The sequence below is a fragment of the Mariprofundus erugo genome (genome assembly GCF_005818865.1).
Taxonomy (GTDB): domain Bacteria; phylum Pseudomonadota; class Zetaproteobacteria; order Mariprofundales; family Mariprofundaceae; genus Mariprofundus; species Mariprofundus erugo.
Window position 1 is genome coordinate 26,318 of the sequence record NZ_VBRY01000003.1, and the last position, 25,380, is coordinate 51,697.

At 55.8% G+C, this 25,380-nt stretch carries 22 protein-coding genes; 10 read left to right on the forward strand and 12 right to left on the reverse strand.

Annotated features, from left to right (window positions below):
- Positions 1 to 34: 34 nt before the first annotated feature.
- The 9 genes from purD to purH form a co-directional block, all read right to left on the reverse strand.
- A complete protein-coding gene (gene purD / locus FEF65_RS03680; protein WP_138238443.1) occupies positions 35 to 1,309 on the reverse strand; it encodes a phosphoribosylamine--glycine ligase in 1,275 nt (424 codons plus the stop codon).
- Positions 1,310 to 1,496: 187 nt separating this feature from the next.
- Complete coding sequence (locus tag FEF65_RS03685; protein ID WP_138238444.1) at positions 1,497 to 2,012, reverse strand: NADH-quinone oxidoreductase subunit B family protein; 516 nt, start codon at positions 2,010 to 2,012, stop codon at positions 1,497 to 1,499.
- A 7-nt stretch (positions 2,013 to 2,019) separates the two neighbouring features.
- Positions 2,020 to 3,612, reverse strand: coding sequence for a hydrogenase large subunit (locus tag FEF65_RS03690; RefSeq protein WP_170304415.1), 1,593 nt, complete (start codon positions 3,610 to 3,612; stop codon positions 2,020 to 2,022).
- Positions 3,609 to 5,090 (reverse strand): hydrogenase 4 subunit F, encoded by a 1,482-nt coding sequence (locus FEF65_RS03695; protein WP_138238445.1) that lies wholly within the window; start codon positions 5,088 to 5,090, stop codon positions 3,609 to 3,611. The genes FEF65_RS03690 and FEF65_RS03695 overlap by 4 nt, the downstream gene beginning before the upstream one ends.
- Positions 5,087 to 5,764: a formate hydrogenlyase gene (locus FEF65_RS03700; protein WP_138238446.1), complete on the reverse strand. Its 678-nt coding sequence runs from the start codon at positions 5,762 to 5,764 to the stop codon at positions 5,087 to 5,089. The genes FEF65_RS03695 and FEF65_RS03700 overlap by 4 nt, the downstream gene beginning before the upstream one ends.
- Entirely contained in the window at positions 5,761 to 6,708 is a 948-nt protein-coding gene (locus tag FEF65_RS03705; protein ID WP_138238447.1) for a respiratory chain complex I subunit 1 family protein, read from the reverse strand. Before FEF65_RS03705 ends, FEF65_RS03700 begins: the two co-directional genes overlap by 4 nt.
- Positions 6,705 to 8,837 carry a hydrogenase 4 subunit B gene (gene hyfB / locus FEF65_RS03710; protein WP_138238448.1) on the reverse strand — a complete coding sequence of 711 codons (2,133 nt, stop codon included), beginning with the start codon at positions 8,835 to 8,837 and terminating at the stop codon, positions 6,705 to 6,707. The genes FEF65_RS03705 and hyfB overlap by 4 nt, the downstream gene beginning before the upstream one ends.
- Positions 8,834 to 9,379 (reverse strand): helix-turn-helix domain-containing protein, encoded by a 546-nt coding sequence (locus FEF65_RS03715; protein WP_138238449.1) that lies wholly within the window; start codon positions 9,377 to 9,379, stop codon positions 8,834 to 8,836. Before FEF65_RS03715 ends, hyfB begins: the two co-directional genes overlap by 4 nt.
- 153 nt (positions 9,380 to 9,532) lie before the next feature.
- Complete coding sequence (gene purH / locus FEF65_RS03720) at positions 9,533 to 11,089, reverse strand: bifunctional phosphoribosylaminoimidazolecarboxamide formyltransferase/IMP cyclohydrolase (protein WP_138238450.1); 1,557 nt, start codon at positions 11,087 to 11,089, stop codon at positions 9,533 to 9,535.
- Positions 11,090 to 11,225: 136 nt separating this feature from the next.
- Here purH and FEF65_RS03725 point away from each other — a divergent pair, with 136 nt between their 5' ends.
- Positions 11,226 to 12,569 (forward strand): glutamate--cysteine ligase, encoded by a 1,344-nt coding sequence (locus FEF65_RS03725; protein ID WP_138238451.1) that lies wholly within the window; start codon positions 11,226 to 11,228, stop codon positions 12,567 to 12,569.
- Positions 12,570 to 12,603: 34 nt separating this feature from the next.
- Here the strand turns inward: FEF65_RS03725 and FEF65_RS03730 are convergent, their stop codons facing one another.
- Positions 12,604 to 13,494 (reverse strand): pyridoxal-phosphate dependent enzyme, encoded by an 891-nt coding sequence (locus FEF65_RS03730; RefSeq protein WP_138238452.1) that lies wholly within the window; start codon positions 13,492 to 13,494, stop codon positions 12,604 to 12,606.
- 105 nt (positions 13,495 to 13,599) lie between these two features.
- Here FEF65_RS03730 and FEF65_RS03735 point away from each other — a divergent pair, with 105 nt between their 5' ends.
- Positions 13,600 to 14,325, forward strand: coding sequence for an SIMPL domain-containing protein (locus FEF65_RS03735; protein ID WP_138238453.1), 726 nt, complete (start codon positions 13,600 to 13,602; stop codon positions 14,323 to 14,325).
- Positions 14,326 to 14,416: 91 nt separating this feature from the next.
- Entirely contained in the window at positions 14,417 to 16,564 is a 2,148-nt protein-coding gene (locus FEF65_RS03740) for an EAL domain-containing response regulator (protein WP_238701159.1), read from the forward strand.
- 60 nt (positions 16,565 to 16,624) lie between these two features.
- On the opposite strand, the gene FEF65_RS03745 is transcribed toward FEF65_RS03740, so the two are convergent.
- Positions 16,625 to 16,903: a peptidylprolyl isomerase gene (locus tag FEF65_RS03745; RefSeq protein WP_138238455.1), complete on the reverse strand. Its 279-nt coding sequence runs from the start codon at positions 16,901 to 16,903 to the stop codon at positions 16,625 to 16,627.
- Between the two features lie 43 nt (positions 16,904 to 16,946).
- Positions 16,947 to 17,375 (reverse strand): methylated-DNA--[protein]-cysteine S-methyltransferase, encoded by a 429-nt coding sequence (locus FEF65_RS03750; RefSeq protein WP_238701160.1) that lies wholly within the window; start codon positions 17,373 to 17,375, stop codon positions 16,947 to 16,949.
- 48 nt (positions 17,376 to 17,423) lie between these two features.
- Between FEF65_RS03750 and FEF65_RS13715 the strand changes: the two genes are divergently transcribed.
- The 7 genes from FEF65_RS13715 to FEF65_RS03780 all read left to right on the forward strand — a co-directional run bounded on the left by FEF65_RS13715 (position 17,424) and on the right by FEF65_RS03780 (position 25,369).
- Entirely contained in the window at positions 17,424 to 17,555 is a 132-nt protein-coding gene (locus FEF65_RS13715; RefSeq protein ID WP_274595447.1) for a hypothetical protein, read from the forward strand.
- An 81-nt stretch (positions 17,556 to 17,636) separates the two neighbouring features.
- Positions 17,637 to 18,047 carry a YqaA family protein gene (locus FEF65_RS03755; protein WP_138238677.1) on the forward strand — a complete coding sequence of 137 codons (411 nt, stop codon included), beginning with the start codon at positions 17,637 to 17,639 and terminating at the stop codon, positions 18,045 to 18,047.
- 112 nt (positions 18,048 to 18,159) lie between these two features.
- On the forward strand, positions 18,160 to 19,659 hold the full coding sequence (locus tag FEF65_RS03760) for a class I SAM-dependent DNA methyltransferase (RefSeq protein WP_170304416.1): 1,500 nt from the start codon (positions 18,160 to 18,162) through the stop codon (positions 19,657 to 19,659).
- A complete protein-coding gene (locus FEF65_RS03765; protein WP_138238458.1) occupies positions 19,656 to 21,179 on the forward strand; it encodes an ATP-binding protein in 1,524 nt (507 codons plus the stop codon). The genes FEF65_RS03760 and FEF65_RS03765 overlap by 4 nt, the downstream gene beginning before the upstream one ends.
- 150 nt (positions 21,180 to 21,329) lie before the next feature.
- Positions 21,330 to 22,826, forward strand: a complete 1,497-nt coding sequence (locus FEF65_RS03770) for a type I restriction-modification system subunit M (protein ID WP_138238459.1) — start codon at positions 21,330 to 21,332, stop codon at positions 22,824 to 22,826.
- 72 nt (positions 22,827 to 22,898) lie between these two features.
- On the forward strand, positions 22,899 to 24,170 hold the full coding sequence (locus FEF65_RS03775) for a hypothetical protein (RefSeq protein ID WP_138238460.1): 1,272 nt from the start codon (positions 22,899 to 22,901) through the stop codon (positions 24,168 to 24,170).
- On the forward strand, positions 24,167 to 25,369 hold the full coding sequence (locus FEF65_RS03780; RefSeq protein ID WP_138238461.1) for a restriction endonuclease subunit S: 1,203 nt from the start codon (positions 24,167 to 24,169) through the stop codon (positions 25,367 to 25,369). The genes FEF65_RS03775 and FEF65_RS03780 overlap by 4 nt, the downstream gene beginning before the upstream one ends.
- The last annotated feature ends 11 nt before the right edge of the window (positions 25,370 to 25,380 follow it).

Here is a 25,380-nt window from a genome sequence, read left to right on the forward strand (position 1 = left end):
GCGAGGGCATTTCAGCCGTCGCCTCCGGTTGTGCTCACTCTTCGCGGGCGACGGCGCGGTAGCCGATATCGCGACGATAAAAAGAGCCCGGCCACTCCAGTTTTTCAAGCGCGGCATAGACCTTCTGCTGTGCCTCCCTGACCGTTGGTGCGACCGTGGTAATGCCGAGTGCTCTGCCGCCACTGTTGACGATATGGCCATCTTTTTCTGCCGTGCCGGCGTGGAAGACGGTGGTGCCGGCAGCCTCTACGGCATCCAGTCCGCCGATGATCTGTCCCTTGTCAAAGCTTCCGGGATACCCTTCTGAAGCCACGACGACACAAAGTGCCGCCCCCTCCTGCCATTCAAGGGTGATCTGATCGAGCCGTTTTTCAGCCGCAGCCAGCAGAACTTCGCCGAGGTCCGATTTCAGTCGGCTCATCAGCGGCTGGCACTCCGGATCGCCGAAGCGAACGTTGAACTCGAGGGTTTTCGGCCCATCTTCAGTTAACATGACGCCGGCATAGAGGATGCCGATAAATTCAGCACCTTTCTTTTTGAGCGCGGCAACAATGGGGCGGGCAATCGTTTCCAGTACCTCATCGGCAACTGCCGGCGTGACGCACGGTGCCGGGGAGTAGGCTCCCATACCGCCAGTATTCGGACCAAGGTCGCCATCCAGCAGTGCCTTGTGATCCTGGGACGAAGCAAGCGGCAGAATGGTATCGCCGGAGACAAGAAACAGGCACGAGGCCTCTTCGCCGATCAGGCACTCTTCAATAATCACCTGTGAGCCGGCTTCGCCGAAGGCGTTGCCTGAGAGCATGTCACGCATCGCATCAATTGCTTCTTTTTCCGTTTGTGCCACGACCACGCCCTTGCCGGCGGCAAGGCCGGATGCCTTGATGACGATCGGAGCGCCCCAGCTGCGGATGGTTTCAAGTGCTTCGTCGGGATTGACATGGACCTCGAAGCGGGCCGTTGGAACGCCTGCCTCATGCATCAGCCGCTTGGAGAATGATTTGCTGCCTTCAAGTCTGGCCGCTGCCTTGCCCGGACCGAATACGGCGATGTTTTCGGCGCGCAGTTTGTCGGCAAGACCTGCAACCAGCGGAACTTCAGGGCCGATGACGACCAGGTCCACACTTTCATTGATGGCCAGTTTTACCAGCGCATCAATATCTTCTACTGCAATTGCAATACAACGTGCTTCGCGGGCGATACCGGGATTTCCGGGGGCACAAATCACCTCACCCACTGAAGGCGAGCGCTTCAGTTTCCAGCATAATGCATGTTCCCGGCCGCCACCGCCAACTACCAGAACTTTCATTTACACCTCATTTGCCTGCCCTGTAGCAATCACGGGCAGGTGGTTATTACTGAATCCTGTTCAGTGATTTAGCCGCAAAACCGATGCTCATGGAGACCATCAAGGCATCATGAAGATTCAGCGGGAAGGGGCAGGCTAGGAGTTTGGGCGACTTAGGCAAGCCGGGATGCGCCCGGGGTGTGTAATATCAGGCTGCGCGGCGGGCAATGACCTGCAGTATGCCGCGGATGATATCGGCCGGTTCAGGCGGACAACCGCGGATGCTGGCATGGACCGGAATGATGTCGTTCACGGCCCCGGCAATGGCGTAGTGATCAGGCTCAAATACACCGCAACCGCTGGCACAGTCTCCGACTGCGACAACAAATGCCGGCTGTGGCATGGCTGCAAAGGTCATCTTTACGGCCGTTGCCATATTGCGGGTGACAGGCCCTGTGACCAGCAGCATATCGGCATGCCTGGGGCTGGCGACAAAGTGGCAGCCAAAGCGTTCCAGGTCGTAATAACAGTTGCCGGTTGCGTGTATCTCGAGTTCGCAGCCGTTGCATGAGCCGGCATCGACTGCCCTGATGGCCAGTGAGCCGGCGAAGTGTTTGCGGATATGCGCGTGCAGCTGCTCACCGAGCAGCTCAATGGCATCACTGTCGGGCAGCGGTTCGCTTTTATCCCCGGTCATGATGATCTGTTTGAGTAGTTTCAGCATGGTCGTCTCACAGGTCGTTACCCGAATAGGAGCAGTTAAATGATTTGTTGTTCAGTGGAAAATCAGGCACAGGGACATCCCGAACCGCCAGCTCCAGTCCCAGCCAGTTGATCACAGAGGGATCACGTACAAAGAAACGATCAATCAGGCCATGATCGCCGAAGCGCAGCCAGCAGGCGATTTCACCACGCCATGACTCAACGGCCGAGAAGCCGGAGGTGCCTGCCTCGGGCGCCTGCCAGGCATTGCTGACAGCCCCTTCCGGCAATTGCTCCAGCAGCCGGATGATCATACGGGCCGAATCTGCAATCTCCTCGAATCGTGCCCATACCCGGGTGGCGACATCACCATGCCTGCCCTGCGGCACATGGACCTCGAGCTCGTTGTAGGGGGGGTATGCCTCCTCAATGCGCTCGTCGGCATAGTTGCCGGAGGCGCGACCGACGTAGCCGAGCAGGCCGATGTCACGGGCTTCGTTGACGCTGACGATACCCGAGCCGATAACGCGCTGTTGAATCGACGGATGATCGGCATAAATGGTCCGCAAATGTTCAACCTCGGCAGCCAGCATACGCGTTTGTTCCGACAGTAACCGGCAGCCGCGCTGGTCCAGGTCGATGCTGACACCGCCGGGAATCAGCGTGTCCATCAACAGGCGGTGACCAAACAGCTGTTTGTGCATGCGTGCCATATCTTCGCGCAGCCGCTGCATCTGGGCATGCATGAAGCTGAATGCGGCATCGTTGCAGATGGCACCGATATCGCCGATATGATTGGCCATGCGTTCGCGCTCACACAGGATGCCGCGCAGGTAGCTTGCCCGTCGGGGGGGCCGGATGCCGGCTGCATACTCACAGGCGTGGGCAAAGGCCCAGCTGTGGCCGACGCTGGCATCGCCGGAAATACGCGCGGCCAGACGGATTCCTGCTGCAGCAGTTTTGCCGCACATGGCTTTTTCGATGCCCTTGTGCACATAGCCGAGTCGCTCTTCCATATTCAGAATCATTTCGCCGACAGTGAGAAAGCGGAAATGGCCCGGCTCGATGATGCCGGCATGCACAGGCCCTACCGCGATCTGACAGACGGCTTCGCTGTTACTGCTGACATACGGGTAACTGCCCTCTGCCTGCGCCATACGGGTGGTGGCTGCGAATTCGCTGCGCAGCGGCAATGCGTCTTCCGGCCAGTGCTCATGCTTGATCCAGCGCCTGCCATCGGGGATATCGCTGACAGTGATGCCCAGCATATCCTGCATGTGCCGCTCCATCCTGCATGCGGCAATATAGTGGCGACTGATCGATGCGATTTCCCGCCGTTCCCTGCCGAGCTGGGTGCGGAGCAGTACATGGCGGTGTTCGGGGTGGGCAAGTCCCATGTAGGCGAACATGCTGTCAGGCTGGTCGTGGCAACCACCTTCGGTTGCCCATACCGCAACCAGCCGCATCTCCAGTCGCAGGGCGATCTCTGCGGCCTGTTGCCAGTCGAGCAGGCGGATCTCCAGACATGGCATATGGGCCGGGTGATGGTCCTCCATGTACTGGGTATAGATGCCATGATCACCGAGTTTTTCGGCGAACCATGTATTGGTCGGTCGCATCATCCGCCACCTCCGCCGGCTATGGCTGACATCGTGATCAGTGTGGCCGCCTGCTGATACCAGTCGGCCAGAAATAGCGGTATCGCGATGCCCGGCAGCAGTGCCAGCCCGAAGTGAATATAAACAGGAACCATATTGACGTGCACGCTGGTTGCCGTGGCAGGTGGTTCCCCATAGACCATCGGTTGTACGAAACGGAAGAGGCCTGCCATGGCGATCAGCAGGCCGAGCAATAAAGGCAGCGTGGTCCATGCACAGGATTCCAGTGCGGCGGTGAAGAGCAGGAACTCGCTGGTAAAAATGCCGAATGGGGGAAAGCCGGCAATGGCGGCAACGCCGATCAACAGGCCCCAGCCGATACCGGGCTGATGCTGGATGAGGCCGCGAATTTCGGCCATTTTCTGTGTGCCCATGGCCTGTGCCGCATGGCCTGCGGTAAAAAATATGCCCGATTTGACCAGTGAGTGCACCGTCATATGCAGCAGTGCGGCAAAGGTGGATAGCTGGGTGCCAATGCCGAAGGCGAAGGTCATCAGTCCCATGTGCTCGATCGATGAGAAGGAGAACATGCGCTTGATGTCCCGCTGGCGATGCAGGCTTAATGCGGCCACGAACAGCGATAGCAGACCGAAGCCCATCATGATGGCTCCGGCCATGTCTGTGCCGGTGGAGCCATCGACCAGCATCTTGCAGCGCACCAGTGCGTACAGGGCGAGGTTCAGCAATAGCCCTGAAAGGACGGCGGATACGGGGGTCGGCCCTTCGCCATGCGCATCGGGCAGCCATGCATGCATCGGCGCAAGCCCTACCTTGGTACCGTAACCGACCATCAGAAAGCAGAAGGCGATGCTCATCACGGCCGGGTCAAGTTCGCTGGCATGGGCATAGAGAGCGGTCCAGCTCAGTGCGATATTGCCATGGCCGAGGATGGCGGAGGAGGTGAAGAAAACGAGTACGGTACCGAACAGTGCCAGTGCAATGCCCATGCCGCAGAGAATAAAATATTTCCATGCGGCTGCTATGGAGGCCGGTGTGCGGTAGAGCGAGACCAGCAATACGGTCGCCAGAGTGGCAAGCTCCAGCGATACCCACAGCACGCCGATATTATTGGTGGTGAAGCCCAGCAGCATGCCGAACTGAAACAGCTGGAACATGCTGTGGTAAAGGCGCAGGCGGGGAAGATCCACGCGGCCGGTTTCCAGCTCATGACGCATATAGGGCATGGAAAAGATGGATGTGGTCATGCTGACGAAGGTGGTCAGCACGACAAGGAAGACATTATAGGCATCGAGGTGGAACCAGCCATTCATGGCATCGACGGCCCGGGTATCCAGCACTTCCAGCGCCAGCAGCAGGCTGACGGCGAATGTGACTATACCGGTGGCGATATTGAATACGGCGGCCCGTTGCGGGTCTTTGATGACAGCAAGCAAGACGCCGCCCAGCAGTGGTGCCAGCAGGGTCGCAACAAAGAGATTCATTCGTCATCATCCTTGTGGATCAGGTGGGCATTCATGGCCTCCACTTCCAGTGAGTCAAAGGTGGTTCTGATCTGGAAGAAGAACAGGCCGAAGATCAGGGCCGCAATCAGCACGTCGAATGCGATGCCGATTTCGACCACCAGCGGCATGCCGTTGGTGGAGCCGATGGCGGCAAAAAACAGTGAATTTTCAACAGCAAGAAAGCCGATCACCTGGGTAATGGCCTTGCGACGGGTGATCATCATCAGCATGCCAAGCAACACACAGGCGGTGGCAATGGCCATTGAATCACGGGTGATCAGCTGTGAAATTTTCTCGATGGGTTGAATCATGTGAAAGGAAAACAGGGTGACCCCGAGGGCGATGAGCATGGTCAGGCTGCTGTTCAGCAGTGGCTCCACTTCACGGTGGACCTGCAGTTGCCGGATCACCCGCCATAACAGCCATGGCAGCAGCAGCCCCTTCAGCAGCAGCGTCATGATGGCGGAGATATAGAGCTCGTCGCTGCCGGTGCCATAGGCAACGATGGCGGCGGTCACTGCCAGTAGCAGTCCCTGGCCGGCAAACCAGTGCAGCACAGAAATCATGCGATGCTGGGCCAGCAGGGCAAAGGAGGTCAGGAGCATCAGCGCAGCCAGGCCGTCAACCAGTTGCTGGACAAGGGTGCCATTCATACGCCGGCCTCCAGCATGTAGTAGGAGAGCAGCCCGAGAAAGGCGATGATAAAAGCACCGCTGAGATATTCCGGCACTTCAAACAGACGCAGTTTGGCCAGTGCGGTTTCCGCCAGTGCCAGTGCCAGCAGCAAGCCGGCCAGCTTAAGCAGCCACAGTCCGAGCGCGATGGCGAGGGCGGCCGGTGTGGCCTGCATGGCCATCCCCCACGGCATAAACAGGTCGATGATCAGTGTGGCGAACAACATCAGTTTGATCATGGATGCCCACTCCATCAGTGCCAGGTGGCGGCCGGAGTATTCAAGAATCATGGCCTCATGAATCATCGTCAGCTCCAGATGGGTGGTCGGGTTATCGACCGGGATCCGGCCGTTTTCAGCGACGGCCACCATCAGCATGGCCACCATGGCGAAGGCGAGCGATGGGTGCAGGGCAAATGAGGTGTGGATGGTATGGGTGATCATGGTGGTCAGGTTGGTGCTGTGAGCCGACAGCGACAGAACGAAAATACTCATCAGCATGGCCGGTTCAGCCAGGGCGGCAAAGGTCATCTCCCGGCTGGCTCCCATGCCGCCGAAAGCGGTGCCGATATCCATGCCGGCCAGTGCCAGGAAAAAACGGGCCAGTGCCAACAGGGCCACCAGCGCAATGACATCGGCGGTCAGCGACAGCGGGGTGTCGACCAGCATGGCGGGTACCACGCTTGCCGCGATAGCGGTCGCGGTGAATACCACATAGGGGGCGGTGCGAAACAGCCATGAGGCGTGGCTGGCAATCACGACCTCTTTGACAAAGAGCTTGCGCAGGTTGCGCCATGGCTGCAGCAGGCCGGCTCCGCGCCGGTTTTGCAGCCGTGCCTTGCAGGTGGAAACAAAGCCGGTGGCCAGTGGCGCCAGTAGTAGCAGCAGCAGTGCCTGAATGATCTGGATCAGGATGGAGCTCATCGCCTGACCTCCGTTCCCGTCTGGCCGGATGTCAGACCGGGCAGTGTGGCTGGGGGCTGGCTTTGTGATGTGGCAGCCGGTTGATTGCGCTGCTCCATGGCGGATTGCTGTACTGATAGCAGCGCCAGCAGAAACAGAATGGTGTAAAAGGTGTAGGCCAGATAGGAGCGGATATCCTGTTGATGGCGGCGGTCCAGTCGTTTTGCCTGCAGCAGCACGTAATTGGCAATCGGCTGGTAGAGTTTGTCTACAGCCAGATCATGTACGTGTACGAGATAGCTGACTCTTGTGGTCAACAGGGGGTGGGCTCGCCGTTCTGTATGGAGTTGCTCTTCCGGTTGGTAGATGGCCGAAAAGATGCGTCGCATCGGTTGCGAGAAGCTGCTGGCACTGTACTGCATGCGGTTATTTGTCTCCGGCGTGCCGCAGCTCCATGCTGTGCTGCGACGTACGGCATGCCCTTTGGGGTGAAGAAACAGAAATGCGGCACCGCCGATGATGAGCATGCCGGTCAGTGCAACCGGTGCGGAGTACGAGGCCTGGCTGGCATGTACAGGTGTCAGCCAGAGCCAGCCGTGTGTCTGGACCGATTCTGTCAGGGAAACATGCAGCAGCAGCTGTGGTATCCCGTCCAGTAGCTCGATGATCGAGACTGGCAGCAGCCCGAGCAACAGGCAGAGCAGTGCCGGGATGATCATGCCAGCCTTCATCCAGTGGTCGATTTCATGCGCATGGATAGCCATGTCACTGCGCGGAAGTCCGAGGAAAACCACACCGAATGCCTTGACGAAACAGGCGGCTGCCAGTGCTCCCGCCAGTGCCAGCATGGCGGCGGAAAACGGCACCATGGCGGTGAGCATGGCGCTGCCCAGTTGCGGGGCCAGCAGTGCGGTCTGGAAGGTCAGCCATTCGGAGACAAAGCCGTTAAAGGGGGGCAGGGCGGAGATAGAGACGCATGCCACCAGAAACAGGGCGGCCGTCCACGGCATGCGATGGATGAGTCCGCCCATCGCTTCCATATTGCGCGTGCCGGTGCTGTGCACAACGGCTCCTGCGCCCATAAACAGCAACCCCTTGAACAGGGTATGGTTGATGGTGTGGTAAAGGGCGGCGACAAGGCCGAGGGCTGCCATGGCGGGCTGGTCGTAACGGGCCAGTAACATTGCCAGCCCAAGTCCGATCAGAATGATGCCGATATTCTCGATCGATGAGTAGGCGAGCAGTCGCTTCAGGTCACTCTGCTGCAGGGCAAGCAGCACGCCGGTGATCGCTGACGATGAGCCTGCGGCCAGAATCAGCACGCCCCACCACCATTGAAAATCACCTGCGCCGATCAGGTCCCAGATGATGCGAATAAAGCCGAAAATTGCGATTTTGAGCATGATACCGCTCATCAGTGCCGAGATATTGCCCGGTGCAACCGGATGCGCATCGGGCAGCCAGCCGTGCAATGGTACGACGCCGGCTTTGGTGCCGAAACCGAATGCTGCCAGTAAAAATGCGCCGGTGGCCCAGACGGGGGAAAGCGGGGCATCGCGCATCGCCTGAAACTCAAGTGAGCCGCTTGCCGCATACAACACGGCAAAGCTGCCCAGAATCAATAGTCCGGCCAGATGGGCCATGAGCAGATAGATAAAGCCAGCCTTGCGATTTTCAGCCTGGTGGTGATCGAACGTCACCAGAAAATAGGAAGCAAGACTCATGACCTCCCAGAACAGCATAAAGGTATAGGCATCATCCGAGATGACAACGCCGATCATGCCGAGCACAAACAGTGGTAAAAAAACAACCATCGGGATCAGTTGTTTCACATGACGCAGATACCCCTGTGAATAGATGGCAGCCGGCAACAGCAGGGCGCCGATCAGTAGCAGGAAAAAGGCGGCGAGTGCATCGATGCGGACATGCATCGGCATCCATGGCAGTCCCAGCGGCAGGGTGGTCTGGCCATGGCTGCCAAGCAGGCCGCTGATGCCGGCTGCAACAGCGAGAGCGGCAGTGATAGCCAGGAGCAGGCACATGATGGCACGCAGGTGTTGCTGCCGGCGAACCACCAGTGGGCTGCATGTGGCCAGAATCGCGGTGACAGAGGCTGCCAGGGCGATGTCGATCGCCCCGATGTTGTTCATCGTGAGCGCACCATCAACAGCTCGCAGCTTTCATTAAACGGGTTGAACCAGTTGTGCGGTTTGCGTGCGTCGTAGTAGACCGACTGGGTTTCATGCACTTCGTACTCGCGACCATCATGTTCAAGTATGGCGCGTCCGCGTCTGGCCCAGACAAAAACCTGGGCGCTGCGAATGCCATAGAGTGCCTCATCGAGTTTTCCGGCCGGCTCAAGGTGCACCAGCATTGGTTCAAAACCGGCCGGTCGGTGCTGTGCAGTCAGTGGCACGAAGCGACTGCCCCCCTTCAGCGGTACCGCGATGCGCTCATCCAGTGAAAAAATTTCGACATCGGTGTCATCGACCCGGTCCAGAAAGAAGGCTGCAACCGTTTTGCCAAGACCGTCCGCCAGCTTTTCCAGCGTTGCGACCGACGGCGAGTTCTGCCCTGATTCCAGCTGTGAAAGGGCGGCCGCACTGATACCGGCTGCTTCTGCCAGTGCCCGTTGCGATAACCCCTGTTCTTCACGTAGCAGGCGTATTTTTGCGGCGATGCGATGGTTCATGTGCGCATGCTGATCGCAATAGTGAATGAGTGTAAAGTATTCTGTTTGCTATTGTGCGCCGGTGCGACAGTTATGGTCGTCAAATGCAACAGGGGCGCCGGCTGATGCCGACGCCCCTGAGGTCAGTCCATCTAACGACGGCAGCTGCCGTGATTAATGGCGGAAGTGACGGATGCCGGTGAAGATCATGGCGATATTCTGCTCATCAGCGGCTGCGATCACTTCATCATCACGGATAGAGCCACCCGGCTGAATCACGGCTGTGGCACCGGCCTGGGCCAGCGCGTCGACGCCATCGCGGAACGGGAAGAATGCGTCGGAAGCAACGGCTGATCCCTTGATGGCTTCGCCACCATGGAGAGCGGCGATGCGGGTGGAGTTAACCCGGTTCATCTGGCCTGCGCCGACACCGAGGGTGGTGCCGTTTTTGGCAAAGACGATGGCGTTGGATTTCACATGCTTGGCAACAGACCAGGCAAAGAGCATGTCGTTCCACTCGGCTTCGGTCGGGGCCCGTTTGGTGACGACGGTGCAGGCGTTGCGATCAAGGATATGGGCATCACGCTGTTGTACCAGCAGGCCGCCATTGACGCGTTTGAACTCAAAGCCGCCGGTGACAGGGGCTGCCGACGGGGCAATCATCAGACGCAGGTTTTTGCGCTCGGCAAGTACGGCACGGGCGGCATCGGTGAAGCCGGGTGCAATGATGACTTCCATAAAGGTTTCAGCGATCAGTCTGGCGGTGGCCTCTTCCAGCGGGCGGTTGAATGCAGCAATGCCACCGAAGGCGGAGACGGCATCAGCGGCACGTGCACGCTCATAAATTTCGGCCTGTGTGCCAGCACCCATGGCTACGCCGCATGGATTGGCATGCTTGACGATGACCACGGCTTCATCGGCCAGGTCGCGGACCAGTGCGAAGGCCGCATCGGCATCGGCGATGTTATTGTAGGAGATGGCTTTGCCCTGCAGGACCGGGCAGTCGGCCATGGAGACACCATCATCCTCCGGATCAGCATAGAAGGCACCGGCCTGATGCGGGTTTTCGCCGTAGCGCAGTTCATCCGCTGTTTTAATAAACTGGCGGGTGAAAATATCCGGAAAAGCACGCTTGCTGCCATCGGCATTGAGCGCGGAGAAGTGGTTGGCGATGGCACCATCGTAGGCTGCGGTGTGGGCGAATGCCTTGACGGCCAGGGCGCGACGGCGGGATTCATCAAGGGTATTGGCATCGATAGCGGCGAGGACATCATTGTAGTCGGTCGGATCGACGACGATGGTGACAAACTTATGGTTTTTGGCTGATGCACGCACCATGCACGGGCCACCGATGTCGATGTTTTCAATCGCATCGTCAATCGTGCAGCACTCTTTGGCGACGGCCTGACGGAACGGGTAGAGGTTCACGCAGACCAGATCAATCTGCTCAATGCCGTGCTCTGCCATGGAGGCGAGGTCACCGGCGTTATCGCGACGGGCAAGGATGCCGCCGTGTACTTTCGGGTTCAGGGTTTTCACCCGACCATCCATCATTTCAGGAAAACCGGTGTAGTCGGACACATCACGACATGCAATGCCTGCATCGCGCAACAGTTTTGCCGTACCGCCGGTGGAGAGTATGTCGATACCGCGCTCGACGAGGGCGCGGGCGAACGCCTCAACACCTGTTTTATCGGATACACTGATGAGTGCGCGTTTGATGGAAGACATGATGGATGCTCCGGATATGGTATTTTGGAAGGGCAGGGAGGCTACGCATTGGCAGGCCTGGCGCAACAGCGATGCCGAGATACCCCTGATTTACGCAGGAGATGCTTTTCTTTACCGATGATTTATCCTGCCGGCTATGAACAAGCCCCTGACCAGTCATGATTTTGCCGCATGGTTTGCCCGTGGTTGCAAACCGCGTGAGCAGTGGCGTATCGGTACCGAGCATGAGAAAATCGGTTTCTGTATGGATACGCTCCGTCCCATTCCCTATGAGGGTGAGCGAGGCATCCATGCCGTGTTGCAGCGACTGGCCGGCGGGGAGTGGCAGCCGGTTTGTGAAAACGGGCAGCCGATTGCGCTGCAAAACCGGATGGCGTCGGTGACGCTGGAGCCGGGCGGGCAGCTGGAACTCTCCGGGGCTCCGCTTGATTCGATTCACGCGACCTGTATGGAGACAACCGGCCACCTGAATGCTCTGCAGGAGATTTCGCGCGAACTGCGTATCGGGTTTCTCGGCATGGGCTTTCAGCCCAGGTGGCAGCAGCAGGAAATACCATGGATGCCGAAGGAGCGCTATGCGGTGATGCGCCGCTATATGCCGCGTGTTGGCAATGGCGGGCTGGATATGATGCTGCGTACGGCAACCGTTCAGGCCAATCTGGATTTTGCCAGTGAAGCGGATATGGCCAGAAAGATGCGAATTTCGATGTGTCTCCAGCCACTGGTGACGGCACTGTTTGCCGCCAGTCCGTTTGAAGATGGTCGTCCGTCGGGCTACCTGTCCAGACGTGCAGCCTGCTGGCTGGATACGGATGCCGCCCGTACCGGGATTCCGGCCTGTGTATTTGAGGATGATTTCGGTTTTCATGCCTATACAGAGTGGGCGCTGGATGCGCCGATGTATTTTGTCATTCGCGATGGCCACTATGTTGACTGTGCGGGCAGCAGTTTCCGTGATTTTATGCATGGTGCACTGCCGCAGCTCCCGGGTGAATACCCGACGATGGATGACTGGGAGCTGCATGTTTCCACCTTGTTCCCGGATGTCAGGTTGAAGCAGTACCTGGAGATGCGCGGCGCGGATGCCGGGCCATGGCCATGGATATGTGCGCTGCCGGCCTTGTGGAAGGGATTGCTTTATGAGCCGGTGGCCGAGCAGGCGGCCTGGGAGATGATTGCGGACTGGACGCATGCAGAGGTGACGGCGTTGCGCCAGGCGGTGCCTCGTACCGCCATGCATACCCCGTTCCGTGACGGGACGCTGCAGCAGCAGTGTGCCCGGATGGTTGAAATTGCCGGTGAGGGGCTTGCGCGGCTCGATATTCGTAATCAGGCCGGCGAGAGCGAGGCCCGTTTTCTCGCACCGCTGCGCCATGCCGTGGAATCAGGAGAAACACAGGCAGAGCGCTGGCTTGCCGCCTGGCGGGATGAGTGGCATGAGGATATTTCGCGGTTGTTCGTCGAGGCGATGCACCTTTGATGTGCAGCCTGCGGCTGTGTTGAGTCGTGGCTGTCTATAGTAACCCCTTGTGGCGGTAGCGGGCCAGCATGGTTTCATTACCGATCAGGCCGCCACTGTGCACATAAAGTACCGGGCCTGAGATCTGCTCCATCTGCAGCAGCAGGGTATGCCACATCGGTGCGCCATAGATCAGATCAAACTCGATACCGGCGGAGATCAGTTCATGGTACATCTCCAGCAGGGCGCTATACGGTTGGGCAAAATGATATTTTCGTTCGTGTGACAATATCCGCAGGTTTTCCGGAATGCTCCCCAGCATCTGCATCTGGGCGCGCAGGTAGGTCTCGCTTCCGGCCATCGCTGCGGTGATCACGGTCGCTTCGGGAAGGGCGGTGGCCAGATAGTATGCCGTCGTACCGGTTCCGGAGGGGGTGACGACATTGACTGATTCGAGTTTGTTCTGCTGCAGCCATGCCCTGATTTCGCCGGCCAGCAGGGTGATGCCGCTCCGGGCCAGTGGGTCGGCCCCGCCCTGGGGCAGGAACAGGGTGTCCGGCTCGGTTACGCCGGCCAGCTGGCGAATGGCGTCGTCATACTGCGCATGGGCGACCTCGTGCAGGCGCATGCCGAATGAGAGGGCCATGTGAAGATTTCCATCGGGGGCTGATTTGAGGGTTGCCGGTAATGGCTTCGATGTATAATCAAATACCCAGCCTTTCCGGTGACATAGCGCGGCAATCGAGAGCATGGCGTTGGATTGGCTGCCACCATGAGAGACGATGCGCCGGTAGTGCCCGGCCGGCATCGTGATCAGGCTGTAAAGTTTGCGATATTTGTTGCCGGAGAGCAGCGGATCGATGCGGTCATCCCGTTTGATGTAAAAAACATGGCCACGGAGTTTGATCTGTTCCGTGGGGGATGCGGTGATGGTTTCGGCAGGCATCGGGCTACTGTAATCCGCTTGTCGGCGACAGACGAGTGTTCAGCGTGTGAGCGGTGGTTTGCCGGCGGCTCTTGCAGCCTGAGCAGGGGCTGCCATACTGCCTCAATGCGTTACCTGATGATGTTCCTGATGTTTTTTGTCGCTGCTGTGGCAGCGCAGGCGGAGGAGGCTCAGCCTGCCGGTGCAAGGATGACGCTGTCGGCGACGGCTACAGCTGAATATCCGAATGATGAAGTGGTGGTCTCGTTCCGGGTTGAAAAAGATGGGCGCGATGCCGGACGGGTTCTGGCGGATGTGAACCGCATCAGTGCAGCGATCGAGCAGCGCCTGCGGCATCAGTCGGGACTCAAATACCGCACGACCGGCCGCAATATGCAGCCACTGTGGCAGTACCCCAAGGATGGCAAGCGTATTCGCAGTGGCTGGCAGGTGAGTCAGGGTGGTCAGATTGTGTCGACCCGTCTTGAGGCGGTATCCTCCTGGCTGGAGGCCATTGAGTCTGAAGGTGCGATGCTTTCATCTTTGCAGTTTGATATCAGTGCAGATGCGTCGAAGCATATCCAGCAACAGTTACAGCTTGATGCCATCGCTTCGTTTCGTGCACAGGCGGCAGGGATGGCCCGGGGGATGGGCGCTAAAAGTTTTCGTGTGATTCGTATTAACAGCAGCAGCCAGATGCCGCCGATGCCGGCGCCACGGTCTGCAATGGTATTGATGAGCCGGGCTGCAGCCGATATGGCACCGCCATCACTGAGTGCAGGCGAGAGCAGGGTCACTGTTGCTGTCGAAGGCGAGATAGAGATCCCCTTTCATGAGTTTCCGGTGAATTAATCGCGAGGTTTGGGGGAGGGGTGTCCGTGAATCTCTGACAGCAGTTGCCGGGTGTGCTATGCTGATATCAACCTTGCAGGGGGAGGCTGCCGTGACGCGATCAAAAATCCTTATTGTGGAAGATCAGCAATCGATACGTGAGACGTATGCCGAGTTGCTGGAGCAGGAGGGGTTTGTCGTTTGTCAGGCCGAAGGCTATGACGATGCAGTGCTGCAGGTGGATGGCAGCATTGATCTGGCCCTGCTTGATATTCAGCTGGTTGGTCGTTCCGGCCTTGAGATTCTGGTCTATATTCGCGAGCGATATCCGGATTGCCCGGTGATTATGATGTCCGGTTATGCCGACAAGGAGAATACCCTCAAGGCTTTGCGGCAGGGGGCAGTCGAATACCTTGAAAAGCCGGTCGATCCCGATGAGCTGGTTTACAGTGTGGGTCACTGGCTCGACTTCCGTGCCATGAAGCAGGAGAACCTGCGTCTGCAGGACTTTCAGGCGATTCATCAGCGCCTGCAGGAAAATGAGGCGCAAATTCGTCAGGCCAATGAGCGGCTGAACTTTTTACTGACCTCAACGGCTGCCGTCATTTATGCAGCGACGGTTGATGATGATTATGGTACCACATTTATCAGTGAAAATATCCGGCGTATGTGCGGCTATGAGGCCGACCGCTTTATGGCGGATCCCGGTTTCCGTATGGCGTGTGTGCATCCCGACGATGTTGCGCGGGTGCGGGAGGCCTGCAAAAGGGCACTGGTCCGTAGTGGCGGGCGTTTCGAATATCGCTTCAGGCACCGTGATGGCCATTATCTCTGGGTGGGGGATGAGGTGCGTGTCGAGGCGGATATTCACGGCCAGCCCGAGTTGATGGGTTTCATGGTCGACATTAGCGAGCGCAAGCAGGGTGAGGAAAAGATCAGGCAGATGGCCTATACCGACCTGTTGACCGGCCTGCCCAATCGCAGTCTCTATTATGATCGTCTGCAGCAGGCGATTGCCCAGTGCCGGCGCAGCCGGACCATGATGGCCGTACTGTTCATGGATCTCGATTATTTTAAGCCGGTCAATGATGAGCTGGGCCATGAGTGGGGGGATGAGGCGCTGATTGAGGTCGGGCGTCGCCTGCAGCACTGCATCCGCGAAACGGATACGGTGGCCCGAATCGGTGGCGATGAGTTCAGTATTATCCTTGGCGAGATCGGCAGTGAGCAGGCGGCAGCGCACGTGGCAGACAAGATTATTGCCGCCATTCAGGAGCCGATGATCCTTAAGGAGAGTCGCTATGTGCTGGGAATCAGTATCGGCATATGTATCCAGCAGGGCGATTATAGTGATGTCGAATCCTTTATGCGGCTGGCGGATGATGCGATGTATCGTGCCAAGGAGGGCGGGCGTAATCGCTATTGCATCTGCCATTACCCTGATGCGGTGCAAGCCACTCTGTTGCATGAAGATATTACGCTGGAAAAGGCACTGCGGCAGGCATTGCTGAATGATCAGTTGTTGCTCTACTACCAGCCCAAGGTGGACCTGAAAAGCGGGGTCATGATCGGGACGCATGCCTTGTTGCGCTGGGACAGAGGCGATGGTGAGCTGCTGTTGCCGGCACAGTTCCTGCCGCAGGCAGGTAAGGCCGGTTTGATTGTGCCGATTGGCCAGTGGGTATTGCGTACGGCCTGTCGCCAGAGCCGGGCCTGGCAACAGGCCGGTCTGCCGATTGTGCCTGTTTCGGTCAATGTGACTGCCGAACAGCTCCGGCAGGCCGATTTTTATGCGCAGGTGAAAGCTGTGCTGGCAGAGAGCGGGTTGTCTGCCGATATGCTGGAGCTGGAGATCAGTGAAAAGGATCTGATGCAGCAGGAGGCCGGTGGCTTGCACGCGTTGCAGGAGTTAAGTGTTCTCGGTGTGAAGATTACCATGGATCATTTCGGTTCGGGGCTGTTCTCGCTGCAGTCTCTGAAGGCGTTGCCTCTGCATGAGTTGAAGATCGACCGGCAGCTGGTCAGTCAGATTGGTGAAGGCGGAGAGCAGATTGCCCGCGCCATTATCGCGATGGGCCATATTCTCAATCATCAGGTGGTTGCCGAAGGGGTGGAAACGGATGATCAGCTCTGTTTTTTACGGGACCATGATTCGGACGGTATGCTTGGCTATCTGTCCAGTCCGCCATTGCCCGGGGAAGCGATCGCAGAATATTTGCAGCACAATATGCCGATGCTAAATGCCGGCAAAGAGGGGTGAAGCAGCCAGCGGCTGGCCGCTGGCTGCTTTTTGCCCGGATGGCAGTAAATCAGAATCTTTTTAAGAGCGGCTGGTGACTTCGAGCAGGTGATAGCCGAACTGGGTCTTGACCGGCCCCTGAACCGTGCCTACTTCGGCAGAAAATACGACCTTGTCGAATTCAGGTACCATCATGCCTGGGCCGAACTCGCCCAGATCGCCGCCATTGCGGCCGGACGGGCAGCTTGAATTCTTGCGGGCGATGTCGGCAAAATCTTCACCGGCTTCGATGGCCGCCTTCAGCTCAAGGCATTTCTCCTCACTGTTTACCAGAATGTGGCGGGCTGTTGCGATAGTCATATGGACACCTCATGAATATGAATGATTCGCCCACGCTAGCAGCTCAAAAGCCGCGTTCAAACCGCAGCAGCTTTTTTTTCCACTCCAGGTCTGAGGAGAAGCCGCCAAGGCCATCGGCTGCAATGATGCGGTGGCAGGGAACCAGCAGCGGCAGAGGGTTGGCGCCGAGGGCCTGTCCTATGGCGCGGGGGGAGGTCTGCAGCGTGCGGGCAATCTCCCCGTAGGTGCGCACCTCACCGGCGGGAATCATCCATAACCCATCCCGCATTATTTGCTGGAACGGGGTGGCCGCCTCGGCCAGGGGTGGGAGTATGGCGGGGCTGCGGTTGAAGTAGCTGGCAAGCCAGCGGGAGATCGGGTCATCATGGGTTTCGCTGGCTGTGTCCTGAGCGTGCAGCCATAGTCCCTGGCAGATGACATCATTCCAGTCGTATGAAACGGTGCCCAGAGGGGACTCATAGAGATAGATCATGGCGCGCATTATAGCTGTGATTTTTACGAATTTCCTGCGCCGGACATCATGGCTATTGGCGCAGTGTCGGTGATGAAGTTTGGCCATGGTGAAGGGCGTGCGAAGCTGGGGCTGCAGCCGGTCATGCGTGGCGTATTGTTCGGCACCAATAAACGTGAGGCCGGTATCGTCGACATTTGAGTGATGAACCTCTGATTCATTCCGTGCCATTCGTGCAGGCCATGGATGGCAATAAACCAGCATCGTTCTAGTCTGCGCGAAATGGATTGGGCACTGTTTTTTTCGGCACTGATTTCCTCGACGTTGCTTCCCGGCGGTTCCGAGGCGCTGTTGCTGTATCGGCTGAATGAGGGCGGTGATGCGGTGGCGCTGGTTCTGGTGGCTACGGCCGGTAATGTGGCAGGCAGCCTGATGACCTACGGCATGGGGCGCCTTGGTAATGAGGCGCTGCACAAAAAGTGGCTGCGTATGTCCGGGGAGCAGGTGGCGTGGGCAGAACGCTGGTTTGCCTTATACGGAAAGCCGGCGCTGCTTTTTGCCTGGCTGCCGATTGTCGGTGACCCGCTATGTCTGGTGGCAGGGCTGTTGCGCTGCGCTGTGCCGATCTTTTTGCTGCTGGTAACCATTGGCAAGTTTGCCCGTTACGCATTGCTGGCGCTGCCATTTATTTAGCCAAGCTACAGCAGGCTATGATTTCGCTCTTTGAGTTGTGGTATGACTTAGTAACGCTTGTAACTTCGGACGGGTATAAGCACTATACCATTTCCAATGGGTGGGAGTATTTGTGTTAAATGGTGATATAGGCATCTCTCAGCTTGAGTCACATCTCTGGCAGGCTGCGAATATTCTGCGAGGCCCGGTCGATGCGTCAGACTTCAAGAGCTACATCTTTCCATTGCTGTTCTTCAAACGCATTTCAGATGTGTATGACGAAGAGTATGCCGTAGCACTGGATGAATCCGATGGCGACATCGAATACGCACAGTTCCCTGAGAATCATCGTTTCCAGATTCCGGATGAGTCTCACTGGAACGATGTTCGTGCCCTCAGCAGCAATATCGGCTTCGCCTTGCAGAAGGCCATGCGGAGTATCGAGCAGGCCAACCCGGACACGCTTCACGGCATTTTCGGTGATGCGCAGTGGACGAATAAAGAGCGTCTTTCGGACAGCCTTCTCAAGGATCTGATCGAACACTTTTCCAAACTGAGTTTGGGTAATGCGCAATGCAAAGCCGATATCCTGGGCCAGTCTTACGAATACCTGATCAAGAAGTTCGCCGACCTGACCAACAAAAAGGCCGGCGAGTTCTATACCCCACGCTCTGTGGTATCCTTGTTGGTGCGGATTCTTGCCCCTCAGGCCGGCGAGAGCATTTACGATCCGGCATGCGGCACCGGCGGCATGCTCCTCGAAGCCCTGCACCATGTGAAAGAGCACGGCGGCGACGAGAACCTGATGCTCGGCAAAGTTTACGGTCAGGAGAAGAACCTCACGACCTCATCCATTGCCCGCATGAACCTCTTCCTGCATGGAGCCGAAGATTTCCACATTGAACGTGGCGACACCCTGCGTCAGCCGGCCTTCTACTCGGGCGATAGTCTGGCGACATTCGACTGTGTGATTGCCAATCCTCCATTCTCCCTCGAAAAGTGGGGAGAGGATGTCTGGATCAATGATCCTTACGGACGAAACTTTGCCGGCCTCCCGCCAGGCAAGTCGGGCGACTTCGCCTGGGTACAGCACATGCTGAAATCGATGGCGATAAAATCGGGGCGGATGGGTGTTGTACTGCCTCATGGTGTGCTGTTCCGCATGTCCAAAGAGGGTGAGATTCGCCGCAAACTCCTTGAGATGGATGTGCTTGAAGCGGTTATCGGCCTTGGCCCCAACCTTTTCTACGGCACAGGCCTGGCAGCATGTGTTCTGGTATTCAGAGAGTCAAAGCCACGAGAGCATCGCCACAAGGTGCTCTTCATCGATGCGTCGAAAGAGTTCAAAACCGGTCGCGCCCAGAATGAACTGCTGCCTGAGCATGTGGAGAATATTCATCGTTGGTATGCCGAGTATCAGGATGTCGAAGGCATCTGCCGTGTTGTCACGATCGATGAGATTCGGGAGAACGATTTTAACCTGAATATTCCACGCTATGTGGAGCCGGTCATCGAGGAAGAGAGTCTTTCTGTTGAAGAGGCGGTTGCGAATCTCAAGCAATCCCTCGAAGCAGCTTATGAGGCAGAAGATCGCTTGAAGGCCTTGCTGGAAAGGGAGGGATTGCTCTCTTGAGGATTCGTGTCTTTATCAGCTCGGTTCAGAAAGAACTCACCGATGAGCGGATGTCGTTGCAGATTCTGCTATCAACCGATCCATTTCTTTCCGAACATTGTGTGCCGGTCCTGTTTGAGGAGCAGCCTGCAGGCCTGCAGCCGGACAATCGTGCCTACCTTGAGCTGCTTAGAACATGTCAGGTCTATTTGGGCATCATCTGGAAGGAGTACGGTCATCAAGTCGATGGCTTGTCGGCCACTCATCACGAATATCGCCTGGCCAAAGAGCTAGCTCTGCCAACGTTGGTGACCATCAAAGGGAACAACGATTTAGCGCGCGCCGATGAAACCGAGTCGTTCATTCAGGAGATCAAGGATGATGGTCACACCTATGATCGCTTTAATGACACCGAAGCCTTGCAGGAAAAGGTGCGTGCCCGCCTGATCAGGCATATCAAGGATACCTACGATCTTGAGCCGACCTCCGATCAGGAGCAGTCCGCCCATCAAACCATTCAGGTGGCATCATCGTTTGAGCGGCAGCGCCTTGAGTTCGTTCCATGGGATGAACTCGATATGACTATCGCCAACAGGATCGTTGCCAAGTCTGAAGAGCAATCGGTCGATACTCTTTCTCCCGAATCAGTACGACGGGCACTTTGGCAGCGTGGCTACCTGTGGCGAAACGATGCCGACCAATATTTTGCGACGGCTGCTGGTATCTTGCTCATGTCGCACGATCCATCCGTCTGCTTTGCTCATTGTCGTATTCAGATTGCTGCGCATGCCGGCATTGCGCGCAGCGCTAGCCCGCTGGACCATGCCACTATCAGAAAGCCTTTGCCGGATGCTATTGATGCTGCGGTAACGTTTATCCGAAAGAACACCCGACACCCGCTACGCGTGGTCGGCTTGCAACGCGTTGAGGTCGATGAATATCCCGAGTCCGCGCTGCGCGAGGCTCTGGTGAATGCGCTGGCGCACAGGGATTACGAAGACTCCGGACGCAAGGTGACCGTGGACGTGTTCCAGGATCGCGTTGAAATCGTCAGTCCGGGTGGGCTGGCCGGTAATTTGACGCTGGCCAAGCTGCGCGCCGGTACTGCGCGCTCACGATCGCGCAATCCGAATACAGCGCAAGGTCTGGTGTTTCTCGATCGCATGGAGGAACGAGGTACAGGCATTCAGCGTATGCGTGATGCCATGCTCGACCATGGTCTGGAGAGACCGGTGATTACCATCGTGGATGATGAGGTCGTCGTTATGCTGCCCGGCCCCGGAGATGATCTGGATCGCATTCGTGTCACTGCTCAGGCGACATCCGGCTTGAAACCATCGATTGAGGCGAAGTTGAATGATCGCCAGAAATCCATTCTGGAAGAGATCGTTGCAAATGGCTCTGTCTCGACCGGCTGGTGCAAGAAGCAGTTTGGTGTGGTTCAGGATACTGCAGTGCGGGACCTCAAAGAACTCGTTGAGCTTGAGCTGATCGAACCGCGCGGAGCAGGTCGAGGAAGGCATTATGTGCTCAAGGCCTAATTGTCCGATAATCGTCCGATCTTCAGGCCGGAATCGTCCGATTTGCGTAATGACACATGGACTGGAATCGTCCGGTAATCGTCCGATATTTTTTCCGGAATCGTCAGATGTTCTATCGCATCAATATGGATGGAGAGTAGTCAAACAGTCATGAGTAAAAGAATCTCCCAATCCGCACTCGAATCCTACCTCTGGGGTGCTGCTACTCTGCTGCGCGGCTATATCGATGCCGGCGACTATAAGCAGTTCATCTTCCCGCTGCTGTTCTTCAAGCGCTTGTGTGACGTCTACGATGAAGAGCTGGCCGAGGCACTGGAAGAGTCCGGTGGCGATCAGGAATACGCGGCCATGCCCGAGCAGCATCGCTTCCAGATTCCGGCCAACGCCCATTGGAAAGTCATTCGGACTGAGGTGCAGAATGTCGGCAAGGCGATCCAGGATGCGCTGCGGGAGATCGAGAAGGCTAATCCGGATACGTTATTTGCTGTGTTCGGCGATGCACAGTGGACGAACAAGGATCGTTTGCCTGATCGCATGCTGCGTGAGCTGATTGAACACTTCAGTTCGCAAACACTCTCCATTACCAACTGCCCGGAAGATGAGCTTGGCGTCGGCTATGAGTTCCTGATTAAGAAATTTGCAGACGATTCAGGTCATACTGCAGCCGAGTTCTATACCAACCGCACGGTTGTGCACCTGATGACCGAGATGTTAGAGCCTCAGCCCGGCGAATCGATCTACGATCCAACCTGCGGTTCGGCCGGCATGCTGCTTTCTGCGGTCACTCACCTGAAACGTCAGGGAAAGGAGTGGCGCAACGTTCGCCTGTACGGTCAGGAAAGGAACCTGCTCACCTCAGCTATCGGCAAGATGAACATCTTCCTGCATGGCATTGAGGATTTCAAAATTGTTCGTGGTGATACACTGGCCAATCCAGTGTTTGTCGAAGGTGACAAGTTGAAGCAGTTCGATGTGGTCCTGGCCAATCCACCTTATTCGATCAAACAGTGGGATCGAGATGCCTGGTCCGCTGACCCTTGGGGCCGGAATATCTACGGCACACCGCCACAGGGGCGCGCCGATTACGCCTTCTGGCAGCACATCATCAAGAGCATGAAGCCGGGCTCCGGCCGTTGCGCGATTCTTTTTCCGCATGGGGTTCTCTTCCGCAATGAAGAACAGGCGATGCGTGAAAAGCTCGTCGCTCACGATGTGGTTGAGTGCGTGCTCGGCCTTGGGCCGAATCTCTTCTACAACTCGCCTATGGAAGCATGCGTTATTATCTGTCGGATGAATAAGCCGAAGGAGCGCCGAAACAAGGTGTTGTTCATCAATGCGGTAAACGAAGTGACCCGCGAGCGAGCGCAGAGCTTTCTCACCGACGACCATATCCAGCGCATAGTTGCTGCCTATGAGAGTTACGGTGATGAGGATGGCTTTACCCGAGTTGTCAGCAATGACGAAATTCGGGAGAAAAACAGCAACCTCAGCATTCCCCTCTATGTCCGAGCGAACAACGGGAACAGCAATGGCAACGGAGAGGCCGATGCGATTGATCTCCAGCAGGCCATTGCGAACTGGCAGGATAGTTCGATTGCTTTGCGGGAATCTATGGCTGACCTTTTCGAGAGACTGCAAGAATGTTGAGCTTCACAAGCTACTCAGCTTTTCCTGACGGGGCTTTTTGGGCAACCAACGTGAAGAGAGCAGGTAATTAGTATGATAAGTCTACCGAAATCTCCCGATGGTGAGCAGTACGAGGATGCTGTCGCATCATTTATTAGAGCATTTGGTTATTTTGTTGAATCGCGTTTAATTCTTCATCATGAAGGCAGAGAGATATTAGAGTTGGATGTCGTTAGTACTCCGGCTTCAGAAGATTTTACGGCTAAAACCTTAGTGGATGCAAAATCCGGTGGAACGGGGTTCGCAGACCTTTTTAAAATTTTTGGTTGGAGAACGTTCCTCGATATTCCTAAAGGAGCAATAATCAGACACCAAGAGACTCCTGAGAGGGATCGGACTGCATTTGTCCGCTATGAGCCGGATACACAGGTGTCCGTGTTGCAGTTCTCTTTGACTGATTCGGATAATGTTGAGGCCTATTTTCCACCTCCTTTTGGTGTCAATGACAATTTACGTAAACAACTTTTTATTTCGGGATGGTACGCAGCGACGGCTGAACGTATTTGCAGCAAGGAGTATTCGAAGTTCAAAAGAGACAACCCTGAATCCGAACTTCCAATGAAGATTAGAAAGTATGACCGTGCATGTCGCGTTACATTTTTTGAGAAAGACCCCTTGATTCGGGTGCAGAAACTGTATGCCGCATTTCAGAAATACCCCGGATTGTCAGGGGAATGTATTCATTGGATTGCGGAGAAAGAGGGGATTTCGTACAAAGATGCTCAAAGTAAGCTCTTCGATACCGAGGGATACCCTTGGGCACAGCAAGTTATGCTTACTGAGCATAGGGCAAGGATATTAATCATCAAAAATGCCGTTGAATCATTAGATCGATACGAAACGTCAGATATAATGGATCGATTAAGATTATTGGTAACACCAACAAACTTCCAGCGATCTTTTGAAAAGATAAAGAAAAACCATCACCGGTATAAGATTCCGTATTTGTTACATTTAATGATTGAGGTGTTTGGCGGTTATTATATTGATCATGATGGATTTTCTGCTGATCTGGAGATGATTAGTGAAGCCTCAGGAATTCCAATGGAAGACGTAATAGATTGTCTTTCTGTGCTGGATGACTTCTTCCCTACTCAAAATGGATGGGTTGTTTCTATCAAAGGCGAATTGAACAACATTAAATTTCTACCTGCCGTATGGAGGGGAATAGGCTGTTTTACCAGGCAAGGATATTTGTTCGAGGATAAATATGAGGAAATTGCTCCGTCCATGAGTTGGTTGCTATCTAAATATCACAATGTCGCGTACAAACTGCTCAAGCCATCTTTGGGGGTAGTTGAATGACCAGCTTTTCAAAACATAGATGGAAGATGGTGAAGTTCGGTGATGTGGTAAAAAACGCCAACCTTGTGGAGCGAGATCCCGTTGCTAGCGGCATTGAACGAGTCGTTGGGTTGGAGCACATCGACCCCGAGAATCTGCATATTCAGCGATGGAATTCAGCGGAGGAAAGCACATCTTTCACCCGTAAGTTTGTTCCTGGCCAGACGCTTTTCGGTAAGCGCCGAGCCTATCAACGCAAAGTTGCCTATGCTGAGTTTGAAGGGATCTGCTCAGGAGATATTCTGACGTTTGAACCGAAAGACAAGATGATTCTGTTACCCGAACTCCTGCCCTTCATATGCCAGAGCGATGCTTTTTTCGATCATGCGCTTGGCACCTCGGCTGGGTCTCTGTCGCCGAGAACCAGTTGGACTGCATTGAAGGACTTTGAATTTCCGCTGCCATCGATTGATGAACAGAAACGTATTGCCGAAATTCTGTGGACGGCGGATGAATCAGTTCAAAATCAATGTAAAACACTGGTTGAAGCTCAAAAGGCTGAGCTATCACTTGCACACAACTTAATACCAGTCTCCCAACTGAATATATTTACTGGAAAACTCAAGCAACCTCTACCGCCGGATTTTAAGGTGGTCCAGGGCAACCACTTATTTACTGCACAAAGTGGAAATGGTGAGCCAACGTCAGCGAAAGACTCTCTTGGCGATACTCTCTTCTTTAAAGTTGCAGATTTTAATAGGAACAATGAGGAGACATCACTTTCAGACGCCGAAGTCACCTTTTTTGAGGATGAAAATCATAGCATTCGAATCTTTCCTCCCGGGACAGTCATATTTCCTAAAAGAGGAGCAACTATTTTCCTCAATAAGGTTGGTCAACTGAGAAAGTCAGCGGCTCTTGATCCTAATTTGATGGCATTAGTACCAAAGGAAAGCACGTGCCTTTCTGGTTATCTTTACTGGGTCATCAAATTAATCCGACTTCACCGAGTCTCGGAAACAACAAGTCTGCCACAACTTAACCACAAACATTTAATGCCACTTTGGCTTCCTTCTCCTTCGCTTGAGAAGCAGAGGCGAATTGTAGGTTTGCTTGATGCCATCAGAGAGCAAAGAAACAATGTGCAGGAGCATATGGTGAAGTGCACCGAGGTAAAGAAGCAGCTCATTGAGAAGTACATTGGGGACTTTCATGTATAAAGAATGCCCCG